Origin of the sequence: Pseudomonas sp. (assembly GCF_036404235.1) — a bacterium.
Taxonomy (GTDB): Bacteria; Pseudomonadota; Gammaproteobacteria; order Pseudomonadales; family Pseudomonadaceae; genus Aquipseudomonas.
This window is the reverse complement of record NZ_DASWOT010000119.1, coordinates 1-23,923: the sequence shown is the minus strand read 5'-3', so window position 1 is coordinate 23,923 and position 23,923 is coordinate 1. Positions and strand designations below refer to the sequence as shown.

At 56.3% G+C, this 23,923-nt stretch carries 20 protein-coding genes; 8 read left to right on the top strand and 12 right to left on the bottom strand.

From position 1 onward, the window contains the following. Positions 1 to 42 precede the first annotated feature (42 nt). The 5 genes from phoU to VGC62_RS14885 form a co-directional block, all read right to left on the bottom strand. Entirely contained in the window at positions 43 to 801 is a 759-nt protein-coding gene (gene phoU, locus VGC62_RS14905) for a phosphate signaling complex protein PhoU (RefSeq protein WP_331187851.1), read from the bottom strand. 63 nt (positions 802 to 864) lie between these two features. After that, positions 865 to 1,698 (bottom strand): phosphate ABC transporter ATP-binding protein PstB, encoded by an 834-nt coding sequence (gene pstB / locus VGC62_RS14900; protein ID WP_331187850.1) that lies wholly within the window; start codon positions 1,696 to 1,698, stop codon positions 865 to 867. A gap of 44 nt (positions 1,699 to 1,742) precedes the next feature. After that, on the bottom strand, positions 1,743 to 3,365 hold the full coding sequence (pstA, locus tag VGC62_RS14895) for a phosphate ABC transporter permease PstA (protein ID WP_331187960.1): 1,623 nt from the start codon (positions 3,363 to 3,365) through the stop codon (positions 1,743 to 1,745). A gap of 69 nt (positions 3,366 to 3,434) precedes the next feature. Further along, positions 3,435 to 5,720: a phosphate ABC transporter permease gene (locus VGC62_RS14890; RefSeq protein ID WP_331187849.1), complete on the bottom strand. Its 2,286-nt coding sequence runs from the start codon at positions 5,718 to 5,720 to the stop codon at positions 3,435 to 3,437. Positions 5,721 to 5,888: 168 nt separating this feature from the next. Beyond that, a complete protein-coding gene (locus VGC62_RS14885; protein ID WP_331187848.1) occupies positions 5,889 to 6,890 on the bottom strand; it encodes a phosphate ABC transporter substrate-binding protein PstS family protein in 1,002 nt (333 codons plus the stop codon). A 284-nt stretch (positions 6,891 to 7,174) separates the two neighbouring features. On the opposite strand from VGC62_RS14885, the gene VGC62_RS14880 reads away from it, so the two are divergent. Further along, complete coding sequence (locus VGC62_RS14880) at positions 7,175 to 8,506, top strand: hypothetical protein (RefSeq protein ID WP_331187847.1); 1,332 nt, start codon at positions 7,175 to 7,177, stop codon at positions 8,504 to 8,506. Positions 8,507 to 8,575: 69 nt separating this feature from the next. Here the strand turns inward: VGC62_RS14880 and VGC62_RS14875 are convergent, their stop codons facing one another. Beyond that, complete coding sequence (locus VGC62_RS14875; protein WP_331187846.1) at positions 8,576 to 9,871, bottom strand: MFS transporter; 1,296 nt, start codon at positions 9,869 to 9,871, stop codon at positions 8,576 to 8,578. 385 nt (positions 9,872 to 10,256) lie between these two features. On the opposite strand from VGC62_RS14875, the gene VGC62_RS14870 reads away from it, so the two are divergent. Beyond that, positions 10,257 to 10,658 carry an acyl-CoA thioesterase gene (locus VGC62_RS14870; RefSeq protein WP_331187845.1) on the top strand — a complete coding sequence of 134 codons (402 nt, stop codon included), beginning with the start codon at positions 10,257 to 10,259 and terminating at the stop codon, positions 10,656 to 10,658. Between the two features lie 99 nt (positions 10,659 to 10,757). Beyond that, the gene (locus tag VGC62_RS14865; RefSeq protein WP_331187844.1) at positions 10,758 to 11,684 is read left to right on the top strand and encodes a D-hexose-6-phosphate mutarotase; all 927 of its coding nucleotides are present in this window, start codon (positions 10,758 to 10,760) and stop codon (positions 11,682 to 11,684) included. A 218-nt stretch (positions 11,685 to 11,902) separates the two neighbouring features. On the opposite strand, the gene VGC62_RS14860 is transcribed toward VGC62_RS14865, so the two are convergent. The 6 genes from VGC62_RS14860 to VGC62_RS14835 form a co-directional block, all read right to left on the bottom strand. Further along, positions 11,903 to 12,439: a DUF3299 domain-containing protein gene (locus VGC62_RS14860; RefSeq protein WP_331187843.1), complete on the bottom strand. Its 537-nt coding sequence runs from the start codon at positions 12,437 to 12,439 to the stop codon at positions 11,903 to 11,905. A gap of 77 nt (positions 12,440 to 12,516) precedes the next feature. Continuing rightward, entirely contained in the window at positions 12,517 to 12,762 is a 246-nt protein-coding gene (locus tag VGC62_RS14855; RefSeq protein WP_331187842.1) for a GlsB/YeaQ/YmgE family stress response membrane protein, read from the bottom strand. Between the two features lie 136 nt (positions 12,763 to 12,898). Then, a complete protein-coding gene (locus VGC62_RS14850) occupies positions 12,899 to 13,981 on the bottom strand; it encodes a 5-(carboxyamino)imidazole ribonucleotide synthase (RefSeq protein WP_331187841.1) in 1,083 nt (360 codons plus the stop codon). 7 nt (positions 13,982 to 13,988) lie between these two features. After that, complete coding sequence (purE, locus tag VGC62_RS14845) at positions 13,989 to 14,480, bottom strand: 5-(carboxyamino)imidazole ribonucleotide mutase (protein WP_009402441.1); 492 nt, start codon at positions 14,478 to 14,480, stop codon at positions 13,989 to 13,991. 234 nt (positions 14,481 to 14,714) lie between these two features. Continuing rightward, on the bottom strand, positions 14,715 to 15,278 hold the full coding sequence (locus VGC62_RS14840; RefSeq protein WP_331187840.1) for a reprolysin-like metallopeptidase: 564 nt from the start codon (positions 15,276 to 15,278) through the stop codon (positions 14,715 to 14,717). A 425-nt stretch (positions 15,279 to 15,703) separates the two neighbouring features. Beyond that, a complete protein-coding gene (locus VGC62_RS14835) occupies positions 15,704 to 16,606 on the bottom strand; it encodes a LysR substrate-binding domain-containing protein (protein ID WP_331187839.1) in 903 nt (300 codons plus the stop codon). 322 nt (positions 16,607 to 16,928) lie between these two features. Between VGC62_RS14835 and VGC62_RS14830 the strand changes: the two genes are divergently transcribed. The 5 genes from VGC62_RS14830 (at position 16,929) to VGC62_RS14810 (ending at position 23,045) form a co-directional block, all read left to right on the top strand. Beyond that, positions 16,929 to 18,353 carry an aspartate ammonia-lyase gene (locus tag VGC62_RS14830; RefSeq protein WP_331187838.1) on the top strand — a complete coding sequence of 475 codons (1,425 nt, stop codon included), beginning with the start codon at positions 16,929 to 16,931 and terminating at the stop codon, positions 18,351 to 18,353. Between the two features lie 178 nt (positions 18,354 to 18,531). Beyond that, complete coding sequence (locus VGC62_RS14825; protein ID WP_331187837.1) at positions 18,532 to 19,536, top strand: asparaginase; 1,005 nt, start codon at positions 18,532 to 18,534, stop codon at positions 19,534 to 19,536. Positions 19,537 to 19,723: 187 nt separating this feature from the next. Beyond that, a complete protein-coding gene (locus tag VGC62_RS14820; protein WP_331187836.1) occupies positions 19,724 to 20,716 on the top strand; it encodes an AraC family transcriptional regulator in 993 nt (330 codons plus the stop codon). 169 nt (positions 20,717 to 20,885) lie between these two features. Beyond that, on the top strand, positions 20,886 to 21,914 hold the full coding sequence (locus VGC62_RS14815) for a histone deacetylase family protein (protein ID WP_331187835.1): 1,029 nt from the start codon (positions 20,886 to 20,888) through the stop codon (positions 21,912 to 21,914). Positions 21,915 to 21,944: 30 nt separating this feature from the next. Further along, positions 21,945 to 23,045: a polyamine ABC transporter substrate-binding protein gene (locus VGC62_RS14810; protein WP_331187834.1), complete on the top strand. Its 1,101-nt coding sequence runs from the start codon at positions 21,945 to 21,947 to the stop codon at positions 23,043 to 23,045. Positions 23,046 to 23,923: the final 878 nt, after the last annotated feature.

The window sequence follows — 23,923 nt, the reverse complement described above, 5'->3', positions numbered from 1 at the left end:
GAAAACGCCCGGCATGAGCCGGGCGTTTTTTCGCAGGCAATCCTATTTATCGTCAGTAGCGTCTGGAACATTAGGTATTTCGGGAATACGACCCTTAACTTCTTCCTGCATACGCTTGAGGCCAAGATGACGAACGTCAGTACCGCGCACCAGATAAATGACCAACTCGGAAATATTGCGCGCGTGATCACCAATACGCTCCAGCGAACGCAGGACCCAGATCACATTGAGTACGCGGGAGATCGAACGCGGGTCCTCCATCATGTAAGTGACCAGCTCACGCAGTGCGGTCTTGTATTCACGGTCAATGGTCTTGTCATATTGCGCCACCGACAGCGCCAGATCGGCGTCGAAGCGGGCAAATGAGTCGAGCGCGTCACGCACCATGTTGCGCACCTGATCGCCGATGTGCCGCACCTCGACATAACCGCGCGGCGATTCGCCTTCTTCACACAGCTGAATCGCACGACGGGCGATCTTGGTCGATTCATCGCCAATACGCTCCAGGTCGATCACCGATTTGGAAATACTGATGATCAAGCGCAGGTCAGAGGCCGCAGGTTGACGACGAGCCAGGATACGCAGGCATTCTTCGTCAATGTTGCGCTCCATCTGGTTGATGCGGTCATCGACTTCACGTACGCGCTGCGCCAAACCCGAATCAGCGTCGATCAGTGCGGTCACTGCGTCGTTGACCTGCTTTTCCACCAGGCCGCCCATTTCCAGCAAGTGGCTGCGAACTTCTTCAAGCTCGGCATTGAACTGCTGGGAGATGTGATGTGTATGGCTGTCTTTGATCATGCTCAATGTCCGTCCGATAAGTTGCGAGACCGCTGCGGTGGTTCAGGGCTGACGAAGCACGTGCTAGCCGTAACGACCGGTTATGTAGTCTTCAGTTTGTTTCTTGGTCGGATTGGTGAACAACGTATCGGTGTCACCGAACTCGACCAGCTTGCCCATGTACATAAAAGCGGTGTAATCCGAGACACGCGCCGCCTGCTGCATGTTGTGGGTAACGATCACAATGGTGTATTTGGATTTCAGTTCGTAGATCAGTTCTTCGACTTTCAAGGTCGAAATCGGATCAAGTGCCGAACATGGCTCATCCAGCAGCAGCACTTCGGGCTCGACGGCGATAGTGCGGGCGATCACCAGACGTTGCTGCTGACCACCGGAAAGGCCCAACGCAGATTCATGAAGGCGATCTTTGACCTCATCCCACAATGCCGCGCCGCGTAACGCCCACTCGACCGCTTCGTCGAGCACGCGCTTTTTATGGATGCCCTGAATCCGCAAGCCGTAGACCACGTTCTCGTAAATAGTCTTGGGGAACGGATTGGGTTTCTGGAACACCATGCCAACGCGACGCCGCAATTCAGCGACGTCTTCGCCCTTGGTATAGATATCGTGCCCATACAGGTTGACAGCGCCCTGCACACGGCAACCATCCACCAGGTCGTTCATGCGATTGAACGTACGCAGCAATGTGGATTTGCCACAGCCCGACGGACCAATGAACGACGTCACGCGCTGCTTGGGGATGTTCATGCTGATGTCGAACAAAGCCTGTTTGTCGTTGTAGAACAAGTTCAGGTCCGGGACTTCCAGAGCAACAGGCTCGCTTGCCAGATCCAGGCTTTGTCGTTTACGACCCAGCGCCGACATATTGATGCCGTGTGTAGGGGGCTCTTGTTGCATGGTCTCACTCCGTTCGTAGCTGCAAGCGTAAAGCTTGCTGCTAATCAGATATCCAGTGCTTTGTACTTTTCACGCAAGTGATTGCGCAGCGTGACCGCCGACAGGTTGAGCAAAGCGATCACCAGCACCAGCAACAGTGCTGTGGCGTACACCAGCGGTCGCGCTGCCTCGACGTTCGGGCTCTGGAAGCCGACGTCGTAGATGTGAAAGCCCAGGTGCATGATTTTCTGATCCAGGTGCAGGTAAGGGTAGTTGCCATCAACCGGCAGCGACGGCGCGAGCTTCACCACACCCACCAGCATCAACGGCGCGACCTCTCCGGCCGCACGGGCTACGGCGAGGATCAGCCCAGTCATCATTGCCGGGCTGGCCATCGGCAGAACGATTTTCCACAGCGTCTCGGCCTTGGTTGCGCCCAGCGCCAGCGAGCCTTCACGCAGGCTCAACGGGATGCGCGCCAGACCTTCTTCGGTGGCCACGATCACCACCGGCACCGCCAGCAGTGCGAGCGTCAAAGAGGCCCAGAGCAAGCCCGGCGTGCCGAAGGTTGGTGCCGGCAGCGCTTCAGGGAAGAACAACCGATCAAGCGAGCCACCCAGAACATAAACGAAGAACCCCAAGCCGAACACGCCATACACGATGGCCGGAACGCCCGCGAGGTTATTCACGGCGATACGAATCAGGCGAGTAATCGGTCCTTGCCGCGCATATTCACGCAAATAAACCGCTGCCAGCACGCCAAACGGAGTGACGATCACAGCCATGATCAAGGTCATCATCACCGTGCCAAAGATCGCCGGAAAGATCCCGCCTTCGGTGTTGGCTTCACGCGGGTCCTGGCTGAGGAATTCCCACAATTTCTGAAAGTAGAAACCGAGCTTGGTGAACGTGCCCATCGCGTTTGGCTGATAGGCGTGAACGACCTTGCCCAAGCTGATTTCAACTTCTTTGCCATTGGCATCGCGGGCGGTCAGGCTGTCGCGGTTGAAGGCCTCGCGCAGCGCGCCGAGCCGAGACTCGATGTCCTTGTAACGCGCGTCGTACTCGGCACGCTCACTGGCCATATCGGCCTGTGCAGCAGCATCGAGGGTGCCATTGAGTTCAAGCCTGCGAGCCTGCAAGCGCAGACGCTCGATGCCATGGTTGATGGCACCGATGTCGCTCTTCTCAAGACTGTCCAGCTCGTCGGCTATTTTTTCGACACGCTGGATACGCGCCTGCAGCGTCGGCCAGGCGGCTTGACCTTCAGCAATGATCTTGCCGCTCTCTTTGACGTTAACCAGATAACCGTAAAAGTTGCCCCACTCGCGACGCTCAAGGGTCATCAGCTCGGCAGGCCGACTTTGATCGGTCAGCCATTCGCCCACCACCCACGTGAAATCGCTGGGCCCTATGTCGCGGTTACCGACTTTGAACAGCTCGCGAGTCATGAACTCCGCGCCCTGCTCAGGCACAGGCACAGGCAGGCCGGCACCTTTCAAGCGCGCACGGGGCACCAACTCGGACTGCACCAACTCGCCGACCAGCACGTGGTTTTCCTGATTGGGCACATCGTATTGCGCAGCGATCAGGTCAGACGGCCAGAAGTGCCCCAGCCCTCTGATCGCAATCACCAGCAACAGGCCGACAGTCATGATCACAGCGATGGAAACGGCACCCGCACTCATCCAGACGCCTGGGGCGCCGCTTTTGAACCAGCTCTTGAGGGAGTTCTGTTTCACGAACTTCTACCTTCCTTAGAGAGACGAGTATTTCTTGCGCAGGCGCTGACGAATCAGCTCTGCCAAGGTGTTCATGGCGAAAGTGAACATCAACAGCACCAACGCCGCGAGGAACAACACTCGATAATGACTGCCTCCCACTTCGGATTCCGGCATCTCCACCGCGACGTTCGCCGCCAGAGTGCGCATGCCTTCAAACAGATTCATGTTCATGACGGGAGTATTGCCGGTTGCCATCAACACGATCATGGTTTCACCGACCGCGCGCCCCATGCCGATCATCAGCGCCGAGAAAATCCCGGGGCTGGCGGTGAGGATCACCACCCGAGTCAAGGTCTGCCACGGCGTCGCGCCCAAGGCCAGTGAGCCCAGAGTCAACCCGCGCGGCACGCTGAACACGGCGTCTTCGGCAATGGAATAGATGTTGGGGATTACCGCAAACCCCATCGCCAGACCAACCACCAATGCATTGCGCTGGTCGTAGGTAATCTTCAGGTCGTTGGTAATCCAGGAGCGCATATCACCGTCGAAGAACCAGTTCTCCATGTGCGAACTCATGCCCAGCGAGGCCCAGCCTACCAGCAGAATGACGGGAATCAGGATCGCGCTCTCCCAGCCGTCGGGCACACGCAGGCGAATCGAGTCAGGCAGTCGGGTCCACAGGTAACCCGCCAGCAGAATGCCAATCGGCGTGAAAATCAGCAGGCTGAAAATACCCGGCAAGTGAGCTTCCAGGTAAGGCGCAAGGAACAAACCCGCGAAGAACCCAAGAATCACTGTCGGCATCGCTTCCATCAGCTCGATCACCGGCTTGACCTTGCGGCGCATGCCGGGCGCCATGAAGTACGCGGTATAAATGGCCGCCGCTACCGCCAGCGGCGCAGCCAGCAACATGGCGTAGAACGCTGCTTTCAGCGTGCCATAGGTCAGCGGCGCAAGGCTGAGCTTGGGCTCAAAGTCGCTGTTGGACGCCGTGGATTGCCAGACGTATTGAGGTGAGTCGTAGTTCTCATACCAGACCTTGCTCCACAACGCACTCCACGAGACTTCCGGGTGCGGATTCTTCAGGATCAGTGGCAGCAATTTCCCGCCCTGCTCAACCACCACCCGGTCGGCCCGCGGCGACATACCAATCACGCCCGGCCCTTCAGTGACTTGCTCAACCAACAACGTGCGATGCGCAGTGCTGTGAAACACCCCAAGCTTGCCCGAGGCGTCCATGGCGATAAAACCCTTGCGGCGCTGCTCGGCGGTAATCTGGGTGATAGCAGCGCTGCCCATCTTGAAGTCGCGAATATGCTGCAAACGCTGCTCGCCATCGGTATCACGGGCCATGAACCACTGCGCGATACCGCCTCGGGAGTTACCAATGACCAGCGAAATCCCGCCCACCAACTGCGTGCTGGCGGTGGTTTCAGCGCTGGCGTCTTCGAGCAGCTTGTAGCGCCCGTTCAGCGTGCGATCACGCAGGTCGAACACGTCGGCCTGAGCACGGCCGTTGATCACGTACAACCATTGTTGGCGAGGATCGATGTAGATCGCCTTCACGGCAGCGGACAACTGCGGCAGATCGATGCGACTCTGCTCGTTGGTGGTCTCGCCGGTCATCATGTTTTCTGTCTGCGTCAGCGACAACACCTGCAATTGCGTGCCCGTCGAGCCCGCCAGGATCAGCGTGGAATCAGTGGCGTTGAGATTGACGTGCTCAATGGCGCGGCCTTCCTCGTCAAGCGTCAGCGGCGTCTCGCCATACGGGTAGCTGATGGCCGGGGTAATGGTTTTTTTATTACCGGGATAGGTGATGGCATAAGTGTGCTTGAACACCAACACTTCGCCATTGGACAGGCCCACCGCCAGCAATGGCTTACCGGGTTGATCCTGTCCGACCGATGTCACGCTGACCCCTGCTGGCACTGGCAACGCCACCCGTTTGAGTTCGGTGCCATCCTGGGTGCTGAAAAACAGCACTTCGCCTTTGTCCGAGACGCGCATGCCGATCTGATTCTGCTCCTCGATAGTGAGCACCATCGGCTTGCCGGCACCTTGCATCCAGGCTGGCGTCTGCGCGGTTTTGGCGGTCAAGTCGGCACCCTGAAACAACGGCGCGACGACATAGGCAAGATAAAAAAAGATAAGCGTAATCGCGGCCAACACAGCAAGACCGCCAACCAGTACATACCAGCGGGTCAGTCGGTCATTGAACGCACGCATACGGCGCTTGCGTTGCAGCTCGGGCGTATTGAAATCAATGCGCGCGGGGGGAGATTTTTCGGTCATCGATGAATTGGCCAGATCACTCATGCGCACACCCTAGCGGTCCTGTATGACAAATACATTACAGCGTGGTGACGCAAAAAAGCCCGCCGCCCTGGAGTCGTGGCAGCGGACTGATGCTTGTGTTGCGAGCCTTGATCCATCAGGCCTGCTTGTTCTTCATAAGCAGGGCGATCATCTCGCCCCGCGTCGGGGTTATTTCGCTGCGGCGCCCGCAACACCTTCTTGTAATCCCAAATCAACCAACGCTTTGGTAACCACCTTGGCTGGAAGAGGAATGTAACCGTCTTTCATGACAACTTCCTGACCTTGTTTGGACAAAACAAGGCGGATGAACTCGGCTTCCAGCGGCGCCAGTGGTTTGTTGGGTGCTTTGTTGACATAGACATAAAGGAAGCGCGCCAGCGGGTATGTTCCATTCAGGGCGTTGGTTTCGTTGTCTTCGACGTATTCGCCGCCCTCTTTACGTGCCAGCGGCACGGTGCGCACATTGGACGTTTTATAACCAATCCCCGAATAACCGATGCTGTTCAGCGAACTGCTGATGGAGCTGACCACAGAAGCTGAGCCCGGTTGTTCGTTGACGTTGGCTTTGAAGTCACCTTTGCACAGCGCTTCTTCCTTGAAGTAACCGTAAGTGCCAGACACCGAGTTACGACCGAACAGCTGGATCGACTTACCCGCCAGATCGCCGGTCACACCAACATCGCCCCAGGTTTTCACATCGGCCTTGGCGCCGCAAAGGCGAGTCGCCGAGAAGATCGCGTCCACCTGCTGCAGGGTCAAGCCCTTGATCGGGTTGTCCTTGTGAACGAATACGGCCAACGCATCAACAGCAACCGGAATCGCCGTCGGTTTGTAGCCGTATCGTTGCTCGAATGCCGACAGTTCGCCGTCTTTCATCTTGCGGCTCATCGGGCCGAGCGTTGCGGTGCCTTCAGTCAGTGCGGGCGGGGCAGTCGAAGAGCCTGCGGCCTGAATCTGGATATTCACCGAGGGGTATTCTTTTTTGTACGCCTCGGCCCACAAGGTCATCAGGTTGGCCAACGTGTCAGAACCAACACTGGACAAGTTGCCCGAAACACCGCTGGTTTTGACGTAAGGCTTGATCGCCGGATCAACCGCAGCCACTGCATTGGCAGTGCCTACACCGGCAGCGACGAAAGTCATTGCTGTTATCAAACGCTTGAGAGTCATGCCTTGCTCCTGGTTGCGACGAAAAAATTGGCGAGCATTGAATCCTCACTATGGGCAACGGTATGACCAAATTATGACAGACAGATGACGGGGAGACCTTAAATCGTATCCAGCCTTGCTACCGGCAGCACGCCGTAAAAAATCATTGCATTAAGTAATAAGTTCGGATTAAACATGAACTGTAGTATTTCGAATTGATATAGGACCCAAAAGAATATTTGTAATAATCAATATTTACGACTGCATAAATCAACTGATCAACATACGTACACAGGAGCTGTGCCATGAACGAACAATGGAATTTTAAAAACATGCGATCCGCGCAAGAGTTTCGTGACAAGCTGGCTATTTATGGGCCATCTTCCGCAGGAAGAGCATCACCACTTCCCGTCCTTGAGTACGACACTAATTTTGGAACCGAGGGAAAGGCCGTATTTGATGTTCCTGGGCATACCTTAACCTGGGCTTCGTACATCACACTCGATGACAAGAAATCAAAATTTTTGGTGAGTGTGTATGAGACGCTCCGAGCGCCCCATGACGAACCCAAATATTCCGCGATTGTGCGAATTACTGCCCAAGGCGAGATTGATACATCATTCGGCCCAAACAATGATGGTTATCTCCAAGTAAAGTTTGAAGAATTAAACTATACAATGCCCGACTTCATCCATGAAATGTCAGATGGCCGTTTAGTCATTTCTGGGAATATTGTGAGAGTCGAGGACAGCGTCTATTACACCACACCAATGATTACGAGACTCAAGCCTGACGGCACACCAGACCCCGACTTTGCGAACAATGGCATCCTTGATGTGGCACAATTGCTCGGCATGAATATCTATAAATCTGTGACAACGGTGCTACCCAACGGAAAAATACTACTCCTGGTCTTGAATACATCAGACACTGTCCCACACTCCTATCTTGTGAGGCTTTCCGAAACAGGAACGCTGGATACCTCTTTTCAAGGGAAAGGTTATGTAGAAATAGTGACGTCCACTAATGATCCCACTTACATGACAAAGTCAAACCTGATCAACAACGCTGGCGATATAGTTCTTAGCGGCGCAAGTCAGCTTGACTCTTTTATGACACGCCGCAACGCAGACGGAAACACAGAATATCGATTCGGTAATGCAGGGGTTGTAAGTTTGCCCGTGTCGAGCTTCGGCTCATATGACTGCAGTACCGACTTAAACACTTCTCATTTACTCGTCTGTGGCTCGTCGGACAAAAGGGCGATGCTTGCGCACTATAAAGTCACCGGAGAAGTCGAGGTTAAATTCAACGATGGCAAGCCGACTTTGACAGATTTCGAGAAAGGGTTTGGTGAAAGCCTCTGGGAGAAAGCAAACATCCAACCCGACTCTGCGGGAAAAATATTAACTGTCGGGACAGGCTTTATAGGCGCAACCACCTCATGGTCAGTGATGGGACGATATCTCCGTACAGGAGAACTTGATCATAGCTTCGCGAACGGAGCAGGCCTCGGGTCCCCCATTGACGCAGCGTTCTTCGGAGGCGCAACAGCATTCATAACAACGAACGACAATCGTGTTCTGTGTCCTGGCTTATATCAAGGCTCAGCCGCTATATTGGCTTTCAAGGTATAACCCAAAATTTCGTGGACTCAGTCATTGAGTCCACGATCCAATTAGGTGTTAGGTCTCCCTAATTAACGATTAAGCACTTTTGGCCGTTTTAAGCAGATAAACACCAATGGCCATTCCCAGCGCACACAGGATCGCCACATACCAGGCCGGGCCCATCGGATTGGCCTTGAGCATGAGCGTCACCACCATCGGGGTCAGGCCGCCAAAAATCGCGTAGGCCAGGTTGTACGAAAACGATAAACCAGAGAACCGCACCACTGGCGGAAAGGCTTTAACCATGACGAACGGCACGGCGCCGATAGTGCCGACAAACAAACCGGTGATTGCGTACAACGGGTACAACAAATCCGGATGAGCGCCAATCAGGTGGTAAAACGTCCAGGAGGTGATCAGCAGGCACAGCGAGCCAATCAGAAAAACAACGCCTGCACCGAAGCGATCGGCCAGTGCGCCTGCCGCGATACAACCGAGGCTGAGCATGACAATCGCCAAACTATTGGCCTTAAGTGTCACGGCGGGGGTGAAGCCGTAGACGGTTTGCAGAATGGTCGGGGTCATCAAAATGACTACCACTACGCCCGCCGACAGTAGCCAGGTCAACGCCATCGACAGCACCACGGCGCCACGATGGTCGCGCAATACCGCCTTGAGCGGGACTTCGTCGGCCAGTGCCTTGCGCAACTGCAATTCCGCAAAAACGGGGGTTTCGTGCAGCCAGCGACGCAGGTAAACCGACATCAGACCGAACACGCCACCGAGCAAGAATGGGATTCGCCACGCGTAGTCCGAAACCTCAGCCGGTGTGTAAAGGCTGTTGATCCAGGTAGCGACCAGTGAGCCCAACAAAATCCCGGCAGTCAGACCGGAGGTCAGCGTGCCACAAGCGTAACCGACGTTACGTGCGGGAACGTGTTCGGAAACGAATACCCACGCTCCAGGCACTTCGCCTCCAATCGCGGCACCTTGAATCACGCGCATCAGCAACAGCAACAGCGGTGCCCAAATGCCGATTTGCGCATACGTTGGCAGCAATCCCATGACCAAGGTCGGCACCGCCATCAGGAAAATGCTCAGGGTGAACATTTTTTTGCGGCCCAGCAGATCGCCAAAATGCGCCATGACGATTCCGCCCAAAGGACGGGCCAAATAACCGGCGGCAAAAATGCCAAACGTCTGCATCAAACGCAGCCATTCAGGCATGTCTACTGGGAAGAACAGCTTTCCGACCACCGCCGCGAAGAACACGAAAATGATGAAATCGTAAAATTCCAGCGCACCACCCAATGCGGACAGCGACAGGGTTTTGTAATCGTTACGGGTCAGTGGACGCGATGACTGCGCAGCACTTGAAGGCACAGAGGACATGAAAATGGCTTCTCTTTTGAGGCTCTCTTGGGACAAATGATCAATAGCGTTGGAGGCCGGGGATAACGGCTGCGCACGGGATTTATCGACTCGACGGTGCAATCGGGCATCAAAATTGCGTGCCAGAGATGGCGTGATGCGCCAAATCGGTCCGGCACGATAGCAAATTGTTTCCAAATGCACATGGATGGAAACAACAGCCGGTCAAAATGAGCACCGAGCGGTCGTACCGCAACGCGTCTCCCGATATACTGCCGGGCCGCGACTCAGCCCCAGTCAGCGTAGGGAAGTTGTGCGAAAGCATTTAACCAAGTCGGTTTCGCAGAGTTTCCCTTTTTTAACGTACTAACGACTTTGAGAGTCATGGGTCAGAGGCACCCCAGGCATGATTGAGCTCGAACAAGAAGATCCAATTCCGCAGGGCGATCTCGCCTTGCAAATCACCGCTCTGCCCCGAGAAACCAATGGTTTCGGCGATATTTTCGGTGGCTGGCTGGTGGCGCAGATGGACTTGGCTGGTACAGCGATGGCCAGCAAGGTGGCCGCCGGGCGCGTGGCGACAGTCGCCATTGATCGCATGGCGTTCCTGGTTCCAGTCGCGGTGGGCGCACAACTGTCCTTTTATACACAGACATTGGAAATAGGTCGCAGCTCGATCCAGATGATGGTCGAGGTGTGGAGCGATGATCCGTTGTCCAGCGAATGGCGCAAAGTGACCGAGGCGGTGTTTGTTTTCGTTGCCATTGACGGCAGCGGTCGCACTCGCTCGGTACCCGCTCGCCGCTGACCTACCTCGACGTCTGGCGTCATTGCGCTTGGCATTGCGCAGTAAACTGATCAAGCTTTGCAGAGTCTGATTCAGTCACTGTCCTTCGAGTGAGAACTTATGCCAACGCTGCAAACGCCCAAGACTCAAGTCGAATCCATCAAGCTCGATGAGCTGAACTGCTGGCGGATTCGCCATGGCCATGCTGAGTTGGTCATTGCCCAGCAAGGCGCGCACATCATCAGCTATCAGCTTGACGGGCAGCAGCCGCTGATCTGGGCCAATCCCAATGCCGTGTTTAAACGGGGGAAGCCGATTCGTGGCGGCATGCCGATTTGCTGGCCCTGGTTCGGTAATTTTCAGCGCAACCCAAACAGCGTGCAGGCCATGCGTCAGAGCGACGAGCCAGCCAAGGCTCACGGTGAAGTCCGCGCCATCGATTGGGAATTGATGGGGATGGGCGAAGACGGTGACGCGCTGATCATTGAGTTCATCCAGCCACAGGCTGAAGGTCAATTGCCGGGCTGGCCGCATAAGGTTGGTTTGAAGCTGCACATCCGCCTGGATGATGCGCTGAATGTCAGCCTGGTGAGCTTCAACGCCGGTACAGAGCCCGTAACACTGAGTCAGGCGCTCCACAGCTATTTTGCGGTCAGTGATGTACATCAGATCAGCATTGAAGGACTCGATGGCGTTAAGTATCTGAACACACTGATAAGCTGGGACGATGAACAGGTGCAATCCGGCGATCTGACGTTCACTGCAGAGACTGACCGCATCTATCAGCGCACCCCTGACTTACTGTCTATCATCGATCCCCAGTGGAAACGCAAGATTCACCTCCAGACCCTGGGCTCCAACTCCTCGGTGCTGTGGAACCCCTGGATCGAAAAAACCAAAACGTTCTCGGACATGGAGCCCGATGGCTGGCAGGGAATGGTCTGTATCGAAACGGCGAATGTCATGAGCGACGTGGTGACGATTGCGCCGGATGAGATGCATGTGATGAGCGTGAGTATCTGGGCAGAAGCGTTGCAAGGGGACTGATTTATTTTTCGCGCTTTTTTGAAAAATGAATCTGTCCCCGACCCCGCCAATCTCGAAACCGGGGACAGATTCATTTACGGTGAAGCGATGTAAATAAATCAGTCCCCTTCGCGTAAGTCCCCTTCGCGTAAATAAATCTGTCGCCTTCGCGACGCATCTCTAGCGTCTGAAGACAGGCCTCGCGAATAAATTCGCGCCTACAGGTGTTTTCATGCACTTCAAAGATCTGCTTCTGTCACCACTCGCACTTTCGACGCATCCAGCGCATAGGCCGCGTCGGCCAGGTCGTTGTTGACCATCTCGATCTTCAATGCGCCGATCACCCACAGCGGCGTGTAGATGTCCTCGATGTTCAAACCCTTCGGATAACGCACCAGCACCAGTTGATTCGGTGGCGGTGGCGGCACGTGAATGCAAGCGCCCGGATAAGGCACGAGGAAGAACAACGTGCTGCGACCCTTGGCGTCGGTTTCCAACGGTACTGGGTAGCCACCCAAGCGGATGTTCTTGCCATTCATGGCGGGCACGGTTTTGGTGGAATACATTACGGCGGGCAAGCCCTTGCTTTGCTTCAACCCACCCTTGCTGTCGAACGTTCCCTGAGCTTCCGGAGAGTTGTGGTCGATTTCGGGCATGGCTTCGAGGGCTTTCTGATCCGACTTGGGCATTAGTTCGAGCCAATCGGTTTCAGGCAAATCAGCAGAATGTGCGAGTCCGCAGACCAGCAACAGAAAAACGAGGGGGAGACGACGCATGGGATGCTCGACGCAAATAGAGTTGCCGGGCATTCTAGCCCTCCGCGCACTATTCGCGCAGAGGGCCGGTCAGACATTCATTTTTTTCTGATCAGGCCGTAGATCACCAGCAGGATGATTGCGCCAACCAGTGCGCCGAGAAATCCCGCACCCTCGCCGGCCTGATAGATGCCCAACGCCTGGCCACCGTAAGTCGCTGCCAGCGAACCTGCGATGCCGAGCACAATGGTCATGATCCAGCCCATATTGTCGTCGCCTGGCTTCAGAAAACGTGCCAGCAGACCAACGATCAAGCCGATCAAGATGGTTCCAATGATTCCCATGCCATTTCCCTCTGTATTGAATGAATACGCCAAAGCCTAGACGGGTATTGACGTCACGCTATGAGAGCGGCGTGGTATGGGAATGGTTCAATGGCGATCTATTCTGTTGGATCGCCGCTCGCGCCAACAAATCTGATCAGCCCTTGATCAACACCTCAACCAACTTCACCTGACGATCCAGCGTTGCACGGTCGTTGCTGCGCACGGTGGCATGACCCACTTTGCGACCGACTTTGAATGCCTTGCCATAGTGATGCAGATGGCAGTCTTCAATGGCGATGACTTTTTCCACGGCAGGCACTTCACCGATGAAATTGAGCATGGCGCTCTCGCCGACCTTGGCGGTCGAGCCCAGTGGCAGGCCAGCAACCGCACGCAGGTGGTTTTCGAACTGGCTGCACTCGGCGCCTTCGGTGGTCCAGTGCCCGGAGTTGTGTACTCGCGGAGCGATTTCGTTGGCTTTCAGGCCACCATCGACTTCGAAGAACTCGAACGCCAGTACACCGACGTAATCCAGTTGCTTGAGCACGCGGCCAGCGTAATCTTCAGCCAGCGCCTGCAACGGGTGATCGGTACTGGCGATGGACAGGCGCAGGATGCCATTGTCGTGGGTGTTGTGTACCAGCGGGTAAAAGCGGGTTTCGCCATCGCGGGCACGTACCGCGATCAACGAGACTTCGCCGCTGAACGGCACGAAGCCTTCCAGCAGGCACGGCACGCTGCCCAGCTCATCAAAGGTATCGAGTACGTCTTGCGCAGTGCGCAACACTTTCTGGCCCTTGCCGTCGTAACCCAGGGTGCGGGTTTTCAGCACAGCTGGCAGCCCTATGCGAGCAACTGCCGCGTCGAGATCCGCCTGGGATTGGATGTCGGCGAACTCAGGCGTCGGAATGCCCAGATCCTTGAACATGCTCTTCTCGAACCAGCGATCGCGGGCGATGCGCAGGGCCTCGGCGCTCGGGTAGACCGGCACGAACTGTGACAGGAATGCCACGGTTTCAGCAGGTACGCTTTCGAACTCGAAGGTCACCAGATCCACTTCATCAGCCAACTGACGCAAGTGGTCCTGATCGCCATAATCAGCACGCAAATGCTCACCCAACGCCGCCGCACAGGCGTCCGGCGCAGGGTCGAGGAAAGCGAAGTTCATTCCCAGCGGCGTACCCGCCAGAGCCAACATGCGACCCAACTGGCCGCCACCGATTACACCGATCTTCATGAAAACCTCAGGCCTGCCGTGGGTCTGGATTGTCCAGAACGCTGTCTGTTTGTTCAGCGCGGAATTGCTTGAGCACTGTATGGAATTGCGGGTGTTTGGCGCCCAGTATACTGGCCGACAGCAGCGCTGCGTTGATTGCGCCCGCCTTGCCAATGGCCAACGTCGCCACCGGAATACCAGCAGGCATTTGCACGATAGAGAGCAAGGAGTCAACGCCCGACAGCATCGAAGACTGCACCGGGACGCCCAGCACCGGAAGGTGAGTCTTGGCCGCACACATACCCGGCAAGTGAGCAGCGCCACCTGCGCCCGCGATGATCACCTCGATGCCACGCCCTTCAGCCTCTTCGGCGTACTGGAACAGCAAGTCCGGCGTGCGGTGAGCCGACACCACTTTGACTTCGTACGGGATGCCTAGCTTTTCAAGCATATCGGCGGTGTGGCTAAGGGTGGACCAATCGGACTTGGAGCCCATGATCACGCCAACCAGTGCGCTCATCGTCGTGCCTCTTCATCGGGCGCCCGCAGGCGCGTCTAAAAACAACAAGCCACGCGGGGAGAACCGGCGTGGCTTGTCGTGCGAATTAATGGTCGGTGCAACCGGCCAAAGGCCGCGCAGTATACCGTAAAGTGCCGGGAAAACAGCCCTTTTGGCGACCACCTGTTAGGTAGAGTTCACCGCGTGTTCTGATCGTGCCGCAACGCTGGGTTCATCTGCAAGAACCTGTCCGGCTCAGGGCTCGGTACTTAGAAAGTCGGCCATCCGCTGGCGATTTTTCACGCTGTACGAATAACAGTTTCCTCGACCGGTATCACGGTTCGGATACACGAACGTTTCACATACACCGCCAAATGCGTTGTGTTGCAACTCTGAATCTTCATGCACCGCGCCAAGACTGTGTCCGATCTCATGGGCGATAGCCTGATAAGTAACCAAAGAGGCCACCAGGCTATTTTTCCCTTGGTATGCAACACCGACGGTGTTTTCGTTCAATTGATCGTTGGTCACGAGCAGGTACTTGTCGGTTTTTTCCAATGAGAGACGGTGTTGCTCCACATAACGGCGCACCTGTTTATCCCAATCGGCAATGACCTGTGCTTCATACCCCTTATAATTCATGTCCGTCATGCCTGGAATAGAGCGCATATAATGGATAGAAAATTCGCGACCCGTAACTTTCTGCAGCTCTTGAATACAGTCCTTGAGGTAATTCTTGGGGACAATACGCCGTGTAGCGGCATCGACATCATCGTGATAAAACAAATATAAATTAACAGGCTTTTTGGAGAGTGACATTCTAAATCCTTTTAGAAGTAAGCGCCCATCTTCATGATTGGCGGTTTAGGAGGAATCCAATCCTCAATTCAGAACTTATAGCTTGCCCTACTCAAAAGCACCCCCGCCCACACAGCGCAACGCGTAGGCTCTAGCAGTTACACACTGTAGGAAAATCAATTTAAATGATAAGCAGCGCTTGGTTTTCAATGCTTTCTGCCCGTTACAACAGCGCAGTTTCAACGACATCTTATTAACAAAGGTCTGCAATATTGGACTACACGGACATCGAGCTCCGACCACAAAACGAGCGCGAAAGGGTCACCCAGTGGCGCTCATTGGTTGCCCGATAGAGTGAAGATAATAATCTTCCCTCTCGAACCAAAAGCCATCAATACGTCAGACTGTCGCTCGTATCCACCGCACGGCGATCGCTTTGATAAGTGCTACTTGGCAGTCGGATGCTCCAACTTACGCCACAACAACCGCACGTTGGCTTTGCGCACCAGTGCGCAGCGATACAAGCGAATTTCCAGCGGCACATGCCATTGTGCGCCGCCACAGATCACCAGTTCACCACGCTCAAGTTCAGCCACCACACTCAATCGTGGAACCCAGGCAATGCCCAGTCCTTGAAGCGCCATGCCTTTGAGGCTATCGGCCATTGCCGTTTCGTAAACAGTGGTAAAGCGCAGACTGCGCTGGCGCAGCAGCAGGTTCACCGAGCGCCCGAGAAACGCGCCAGCACTGTAGGCCAGTAACGGCACGCTGTGTTCGCCTTCCAGGTCAAACAGCGGTTTGCCATCCGCGTCTGCCGAGCAGACCGGCAGCATTTCGGTCATGCCCAAGTGCAGCGACGGGAAAATCTCGGCGTCCATTTGCAGCGCTGCATCCGGGTCGTAAAACGCCAACATCAAGTCACAACCACCCTCACGCAAAGCGTGTACGGCATCGCCAACATTGGTGGCGACCAAGCGCGTGGCGATATTCAATCCCTCATTGCGCAGTTGGGCGATCCAGCGAGGGAAGAAGCTCAACGCCAATGAATGCGCCGCCGCGATCTGCATGACCTCGCCCTGCCCGCCTTCAAGGTGGTGTAGATGGCGCAAAACTTCGCCCAGTTGCTCAACCACCGTTCGGGCTGTCACCAAAAATAATTGCCCCGCAGCCGTCAGTTCGATGGGCGTGCGCGAGCGATTGACCAACGTCAGGCCCAACGCGGCTTCCAGACTGCGGATGCGACGACTGAATGCCGGTTGCGTAACGAACCGACGCTCCGCTGCCTGGGAGAAACTGCGCGTGGCGGCCAGAGCGCTGAAGTCCTCCAGCCATTTACTTTCAAGATTCATCGTGTCCTCCCACGGACGTGGATGCCGCTTGTTAATCGTAGAAGCGTGTTGTCCCGCGATCTGGCGCGCAGCGGCAGCAAACATCCGAAATAAGGGTTTACCTGCCGCACCGCGTTCCCGAATTCACGACTGCTGTGCAGCCGATCGTGGGACATTTGTGCATTCATGCCATTCATACGCTCGTCACAATCGGAACGTCACATCAATATTATGCCGTTTGTGCATAGGCCAGCGCTTTACAGCATTGGTCCAAAATACCCCGCAAGCCTAGTATTAAAGGCGTTCCGGCTTAGTCCGTGCCCTCCTTGAGACTTTCTCTATCATGTCCTGCGCTGCATCATTTCGCACCGAAAAAGACTTGCTTGGCGTTCTCGACGTACCCGCTGAAGCGTATTACGGCATCCAGACATTGCGAGCGGTGAACAACTTTCACCTTTCCGGCGTCCCGATTTCCCACTACCCAAAGCTGGTTGTGGCACTGGCCATGGTCAAGCAGGCCGCCGCCGACGCCAACCATCAACTCGGGCACCTGAACGACGCCAAGCACGCGGCCATCAGCGAAGCCTGCGCGCGTCTGGTTCGCGGCGATTTTCACGACCAGTTCGTAGTGGACATGATTCAGGGCGGTGCTGGCACCTCGACCAACATGAACGCCAACGAAGTCATCGCCAACATTGCCCTTGAAGCGATGGGCCATGAGAAAGGCCAATACACATACCTGCACCCCAACAACGACGTGAACATGGCGCAGTCGACCAACGACGCCTACCCCACCGCGATCCGCTTGGGTCTGCTGTTGGGCCATGACGCCCTGCTCGCCAGCCTCGATAGCCTGATTCAGGCCTTCGCCGCCAAAGGACAGGAATTCAATCACGTTCTGAAAATGGGCCGTACCCAGCTTCAAGACGCGGTGCCAATGACCCTTGGCCAGGAATTCCGCGCTTTCGCCAACACGCTGACCGAAGACCTCAACCGCCTGCGCACCCTGGCGCCTGAACTGCTGACCGAAGTGAACCTGGGCGGTACCGCCATCGGCACTGGCATCAACGCCGATCCGGGTTACCAGCATTTAGCCGTACAGCGTTTGGCAACCATCAGCGGTCAACCGCTGGTACCGGCCGCCGACCTGATCGAAGCCACCTCCGACATGGGCGCGTTCGTGTTGTTCTCCGGCATGCTCAAGCGCACGGCGGTGAAGCTGTCGAAGATCTGCAACGACCTGCGCCTGCTATCCAGCGGCCCGCGCACCGGCATCAACGAAATTAACCTGCCGGCGCGTCAGCCGGGCAGCTCGATCATGCCGGGCAAGGTCAACCCGGTGATTCCGGAGGCAGTGAACATGTGCGCCTTCGAGATCATGGGCAACGATCTGGCGCTGACTATTGCCGCAGAAGGCGGTCAGTTGCAGTTGAACGTCATGGAGCCACTGATCGCGTACAAGATCTTTGATTCGATCCGCCTGCTGCAACGCGCCATGGACATGCTGCGTGAGCACTGCATCGTCGGCATCACCGCCAACGAAGCCCGCTGCCGTGAACTGGTCGAGCACTCGATTGGTCTAGTCACCGCGCTGAACCCGTACATCGGTTACGAAAACGCGACCCGCATCGCCAGAATCGCCCTCGAAACCGGGCGCGGCGTGCTGGAACTGGTGCGCGAAGAAGGTTTGCTCGATGACGTGATGCTCGCCGACATCCTGCGCCCGGAAAACATGATCGCCCCGCGACTGGTGCCTTTGAAGGCCTGATCGCAACCTTGCTGCAAACGATCACCAGGCTGAGGGTCTAGACACCCCTCATCCTTTTGAGGGCCACAAGCCACGTGCTTTTGGCCCTTTTTTTTGGCCGGCAATGCTCTTCAAGATCGGTTTGCGTATCCTGTGGCAGGCCGATCATCGACACACGTTGATCCATCAGGGGACAGTCATGAGTCGCGAAAACCACGCTTCAGCCAAGCACATCATGGTGCTCTATACCGGCGGCACCATCGGCATGCAGGCCAGTGCGAACGGTCTGGTGCCCGCCTCCGGTTTTGAAGCGCGGATGGCTGAGCAACTGGCCGCACAGCCAGAGCGGGTCGTGCCGCAATGGTCGTTCCGCGAAATGTCTCCTCTGATCGACAGCGCCAACATGACACCTGCGTATTGGCAGCGTTTACGCCAAGCGGTGGTCGAGGCAGTCGATGTCGACGATTGCGATGCGGTGTTGATCCTGCATGGCACCGACACCCTGGCCTACAGCGCGGCGGCCATGAGTTTTCAGCTTCTGGGCCTGAAGGCACCCGTGGTTTTTACTGGATCGATGCTGCCAGCAGGCGTGCCCAACAGCGATGCCTGGGAAAACCTCAACGGCGCGTTGTTGGCATTAAGTGAAGGGTTGGCGTCGGGCGTACATCTGTTTTTCCACGGCGAGCTATTGGCCCCGACGCGTTGCGCGAAGATTCGCAGCGTTGGACGCCATCCCTTCGCGGCATTGAATCGCTTACGCGGTGGTGATGCTGCTTTGCAATTGCCTTCGGCGCTGGATTATCGGCAACCGAAAAAACTCGCCAGCGTGGCGGTGTTGCCATTGTTCCCCGGCATCGGCGCAACGCAACTGGACGCGATGATCGACAGCGGCATCCAGGGGCTGGTACTGGAATGCTTCGGCAGCGGCACCGGCCCCAGTGATAACCCGGCTTTTCTTGCCAGCCTCGAACGCGCCTGTCAGCAAGACATCTACGTCGTCGCCATCACCCAGTGCCACGAAGGCGGCGTCGAACTGGACATCTACGAAGCTGGCAGCCGTTTGCGCGGGGTTGGTGTGTTGTCGGGTGGCGGCATGACCCGCGAAGCAGCATTCGGCAAACTGCACGCCTTGATCGGCGCAGGGCTTGCACCGGATGAAGTGCGGCGCTTGGTGGAGCTGGATGTGTGTGGGGAGTTGCTGTAAACAACGTTGCTCTTTTGTCGGCGCCGTCAAAGGCCGCAAAAGCGATGTTTCAGATAGAGACTTTTCGGCTGGACCGATGCATCGCAGCCTTCGGCGGCTCCTGCCGTTGAACGGTGTGCGCTGGTTGGGTATGGCCAGGCACAACACTTGCTCACCCTTTCGATTAAAAACAATCGGAACGCCCGCCATGCTCCACTCCCACCTCACCACGCTCAACGCCGTTTCGCTGGTTCTAAGCGCATTCGCCGCCGAAGGTTTAAGCAGCGAGCCCTTGCTGGCCGGGAGCGGGATCGTTGAAGCAGACTTGAGTCGGCCTGACATTCGCATCACCACCCACCAGGAGATGCAGGTGTGCGCCAACGCGGTGGCACTGCGCCAGGAGATCGGCCTGCAACTCGGGCGGCGGATGCATGTGTCGTCTTACGGGATTCTCGGTTACGCGCTGCTCACCGCCGCCACTTTCGGTGACGCCCTGCGGCTGGCACTGCAGTATCCAGCGTTGCTCGGCACGCTGTTCGAGCTGAGCTTAGTCGAGGACGGCGAGCACATCTGGTTCAGCGCCAGCGACTACCGCGACGACGAAGGTCTGCGAGTGTTCAATGCCGAGTTATGCATCGGTTCGTTGAAGGTCATTTGTGATGACCTGCTAGGCAAGCCGCTGCCGCTACTGGCGGCTCGTTTCGCGCATTCGGCCCCGGACTATCAATCCTGCTACGTCGACAGCTTCACTTGCACGCTGCAGTTCAGCGCCCGGGATAATGCCTTTGCCTTCGACAAGGTATGGCTGGAGCAACCGCTGCCGCTGGCCGACCCCGTTACTCATCGCGACATGCGCGAACGCTGTCGGCGGCAGAACATTGAGTTCACCGGTCGCCAGGCGTGGCTTGGACGTATCCGCCAGCTACTGGCCGATCAGCTCGATCAAACCCCGAGTTTTGGGGTGATTGCGCAAAAAATGAACTGCTCCGAGCGCACCCTTCGCCGCCACCTGCACACGACCGGCAGTAGCTATCAACAACTGCTCGACGAGCTACGCTTTGAACGTGCCAAGCAGTTGCTCTATGAGGACCGCCTGCCCATCCACCGTATCGCCGAGGTGCTGGGGTTCAGCGAAACCGCCAGTTTGCGCCACGCATTTATCCGTTGGAGCGGTGTGGCCCCCAGCCAGTTTCGCCGGTAGACCCTCCCTGCACACCGTCCCGCCTCCAAACAGGGCATAGCGCCTCATTAAAGGGCGATTTTCGGCCATATTTTTTGGCCGGAATAATCCCCTTTTGACCGCTTGCGCCGTTCACGGATGCGTTCATACCGCCAAGAATGAACGCCAACCCAACGCGGAGAACAAGAAAATGCTGACGATCTATTCGGACGATCACCACCTGCACCATGGTCGATGCGAACTCATCGACGGACAACTGATGCCGTGCTTTGAGATGCCATCGCGTGCCGACCACGTATTGCAACGCGTGAAGGATCGTCAGTTGGGGGCAGTCCAGGCGCCGAAAGACTTTGGAGTGGCACCCATTGCGCGCGTTCACACCGACGCCTATCTGGACTTCTTCAAAGGCGCATGGGCTCGCTGGGCTTTAACGGCCCCGGAGGGCGATCTGCTGCCCTACATCTGGCCCGCGCGCACCTTGCGCCATGTGCTGCCAAAAAGTTTGCATGGTCAGTTGGGCTATTACAGCTTCGACGGCGGCGCGCCCATCACTGCGGGCACCTGGCAAGCCGCCTATAGCGCTGCCCAGGTCGCCTTGACCGCACAAGCAGCGATTCAAAACGGCGCATACAGTGCGTTTGCGCTATGTCGCCCGCCCGGCCATCACGCGGCGAGCGATTTGATGGGCGGTTATTGCTACCTGAACAACGCTGCCATCGCCGCTCAGGCGTTCATTGATCAGGGCCACAAGAAGGTCGCGATCCTCGATGTCGACTACCACCACGGCAATGGCACGCAGTCGATTTTCTATGCGCGCAGCGACGTACTGTTCACCTCGATCCACGGCGATCCCGCCGCTGAATTCCCGTTCTTCCTCGGTTACGTCGATGAGCTGGGAGAAGGTGCCGGCGAAGGTTTCAACTTCAACTATCCATTGGCCGCTGGTAGCGGCTGGCAGCAATGGAGTGCTGCGCTGGAAAAGGCTTGCGCCGAGATCGAGCGCTACGGCGCCGATGTGATCGTGGTGTCGTTGGGCGTCGACACATTCAAGGACGACCCCATCTCGCAGTTCAAGCTCGACAGCCCGGATTACCTGCGCATGGGCCAACGTATCGCGCGTTTGGGCAAACCGACGCTGTTTGTGATGGAAGGCGGCTATGCCGTTGAGGAAATCGGAATCAACGCCGTGAACGTGCTGGAAGGTTTCGAAAACGCCTGACCCCACCGTCTCAGAAGAAGAGAGAACACGATGAACAGACTCAAGCATCTTATTGTTCCAGCCCTCTGCGCGACATTGCTGGGTGGCGCGGCCCAGGCAGACGAGGCCAAAACACTGCGCGTCTACAACTGGTTCGACTACATCACGCCCAAGACCCTGGAAGATTTCAAGACCGACACCAAGGTCAACCTGATCTACGACATCTTTGACACCAACGAAGCGCTGGAGGCCAAGCTGCTGACCGGCAACTCTGGCTACGACCTGGTGGTGCCGTCCAATGTGTTCCTGGCCAAGCAGATCGAGGCGAATGTGTTTCAGCCGCTGGACAAAAGCAAGCTGCCCAACTATTCGCATCTCGATCCCAAGCTAATGAAGCTGCTAGAGGCCAACGATCCCGGCAACAAATACGCCGTGCCTTACATGTACGGCACGATCCTGATCGGCTTCAACCCGGCCAAGGTCAAGGCCGCGCTGGGCGATAACGCACCAGTCGACAGCTGGGACCTGATTTTCAAGGAAGAGAACATCAGCAAGCTCAAGCAGTGCGGAGTAACGCTGCTGGATTCGCCGTCTGAGATTCTGCCGCTGGCCCTGCAACATTTAGGGCTGGACCCCAACAGCAAAAACCCGGCGGACTACACCAAGGCCGAAGCGTTGCTGATGAAGATTCGTCCCTACATCACCTACTTCCACTCATCCAAGTACATGGCCGACATCGCGAACGGAGACATCTGCGTGGCTGTGGGCTACTCGGGCAGTTTCTCGCAAGCCGCCAACCGCGCCAAGGAAGCCAAGAACGGCGTAGTGGTGGATATGCGGTTACCCAAGGAAGGCGCACCCATCTGGTTCGACATGCTGGCGATTCCTAAGAGTGCCAAGGACCCTGAAGACGCTCTCACCTTCATCAATTACTTGCTACAACCCAAGGTGATCGCGCCGATCAGCGACTTCGTCGGCTACCCGAATCCGAACAAGGACGCGACTGAACTGGTCGACCCGACAATCCGCAACAACCCGAACTTGTATCCCACCGAAGAGGCGATGAAGACCCTCTACACCCTGACGCCGTTGCCACGTGACGCAGAGCGGGCACGGACAAGAGTGTGGACCAAGATCAAATCGGGAACCTAGAAAGAGGCAAGCCTCAAGCGCTTCTGCCGAAGGCTGCGATAAGGTCCAAGGGACCTTTCAGGGGCCACCCGAAACACTGAGCACGCCGCGACGGATGAGCAGCAGCGGGCAATTGTGGTGATCAAACTCTTGATCGCTGCACGTATTGTAGGAGTGAACTTGTTCGCGAGGCGGTGTTTCAGACACACCTCATGGGTCGCCTCGCCAACAAGTTGGCTCCTACAAGTCGTCATCGCAAATGCTGTATGGACGGGTCTGAAGTTCACGGCGTAGGAGTCCGGCTTGCCGACGACCTGTCGCGCAGCGGCAGCGACATGATGTACGCGGTTTTCCTGTCAGGACAGGGGGGATTTATGGCTGCTGCTCATTCAGCACAATTTTTATGCCTGGGCAGGCTTTCGAATGAATTCACTCCTACAGAGCCGTGACCGCCACGGCTAACTCTTCTGGCGGGCGTGGCGTAGGGCATTTCTGAAAGTGCTGTAATTATTACGGTTTATACGCTTCGTCTAATGACATTCCCCAAGTCCAGAATCTATCGTCTCGTCCGTTTTTTTATTCGACGGCTAAGGACGCTGAACACATGGTCTTTGATGCATCCCTCACATCGGCAATAGCTCATTTCTTGAGCGCAACCCGCTAGTGCGCAAAGATTACTCTTGAGGAGTGCAGACATGTCCAGGCCGTATGCGTCTGTTTTCAAAGATCGAAACGCGGTTGCAGAATGTTGGACGTCTGGGGTCAGGGCTTGAGAATCGAGGCAAGGTGAAAAAGATCCTGGGTATTTCAAGCAAGAGCTATCTGCATTCGGGTGAACTCAGAGGCTACGCCCAGACCGTCAGGAAAATTTCCACCACTGCCAAAGTGCTCAGTAACGG

Excerpts from the sequence above, each read along its gene's own strand:
- phoU (WP_331187851.1), bottom strand. The coding sequence starts at position 801 with ATGATCAAAGACAGCCATACACATCACATCTCCCAGCAGTTCAATGCC.
- pstB (WP_331187850.1), bottom strand. The coding sequence starts at position 1,698 with ATGCAACAAGAGCCCCCTACACACGGCATCAATATGTCGGCGCTGGGT.
- pstA (WP_331187960.1), bottom strand. The coding sequence starts at position 3,365 with ATGAGTGCGGGTGCCGTTTCCATCGCTGTGATCATGACTGTCGGCCTG.
- VGC62_RS14890 (WP_331187849.1), bottom strand. The coding sequence starts at position 5,720 with ATGAGTGATCTGGCCAATTCATCGATGACCGAAAAATCTCCCCCCGCG.
- VGC62_RS14885 (WP_331187848.1), bottom strand. The coding sequence starts at position 6,890 with ATGACTCTCAAGCGTTTGATAACAGCAATGACTTTCGTCGCTGCCGGT.
- VGC62_RS14880 (WP_331187847.1), top strand. The coding sequence starts at position 7,175 with ATGAACGAACAATGGAATTTTAAAAACATGCGATCCGCGCAAGAGTTT.
- VGC62_RS14875 (WP_331187846.1), bottom strand. The coding sequence starts at position 9,871 with ATGTCCTCTGTGCCTTCAAGTGCTGCGCAGTCATCGCGTCCACTGACC.
- VGC62_RS14870 (WP_331187845.1), top strand. The coding sequence starts at position 10,257 with ATGATTGAGCTCGAACAAGAAGATCCAATTCCGCAGGGCGATCTCGCC.
- VGC62_RS14865 (WP_331187844.1), top strand. The coding sequence starts at position 10,758 with ATGCCAACGCTGCAAACGCCCAAGACTCAAGTCGAATCCATCAAGCTC.
- VGC62_RS14860 (WP_331187843.1), bottom strand. The coding sequence starts at position 12,439 with ATGCGTCGTCTCCCCCTCGTTTTTCTGTTGCTGGTCTGCGGACTCGCA.
- VGC62_RS14855 (WP_331187842.1), bottom strand. The coding sequence starts at position 12,762 with ATGGGAATCATTGGAACCATCTTGATCGGCTTGATCGTTGGTCTGCTG.
- VGC62_RS14850 (WP_331187841.1), bottom strand. The coding sequence starts at position 13,981 with ATGAAGATCGGTGTAATCGGTGGCGGCCAGTTGGGTCGCATGTTGGCT.
- purE (WP_009402441.1), bottom strand. The coding sequence starts at position 14,480 with ATGAGCGCACTGGTTGGCGTGATCATGGGCTCCAAGTCCGATTGGTCC.
- VGC62_RS14840 (WP_331187840.1), bottom strand. The coding sequence starts at position 15,278 with ATGTCACTCTCCAAAAAGCCTGTTAATTTATATTTGTTTTATCACGAT.
- VGC62_RS14835 (WP_331187839.1), bottom strand. The coding sequence starts at position 16,606 with ATGAATCTTGAAAGTAAATGGCTGGAGGACTTCAGCGCTCTGGCCGCC.
- VGC62_RS14830 (WP_331187838.1), top strand. The coding sequence starts at position 16,929 with ATGTCCTGCGCTGCATCATTTCGCACCGAAAAAGACTTGCTTGGCGTT.
- VGC62_RS14825 (WP_331187837.1), top strand. The coding sequence starts at position 18,532 with ATGAGTCGCGAAAACCACGCTTCAGCCAAGCACATCATGGTGCTCTAT.
- VGC62_RS14820 (WP_331187836.1), top strand. The coding sequence starts at position 19,724 with ATGCTCCACTCCCACCTCACCACGCTCAACGCCGTTTCGCTGGTTCTA.
- VGC62_RS14815 (WP_331187835.1), top strand. The coding sequence starts at position 20,886 with ATGCTGACGATCTATTCGGACGATCACCACCTGCACCATGGTCGATGC.
- VGC62_RS14810 (WP_331187834.1), top strand. The coding sequence starts at position 21,945 with ATGAACAGACTCAAGCATCTTATTGTTCCAGCCCTCTGCGCGACATTG.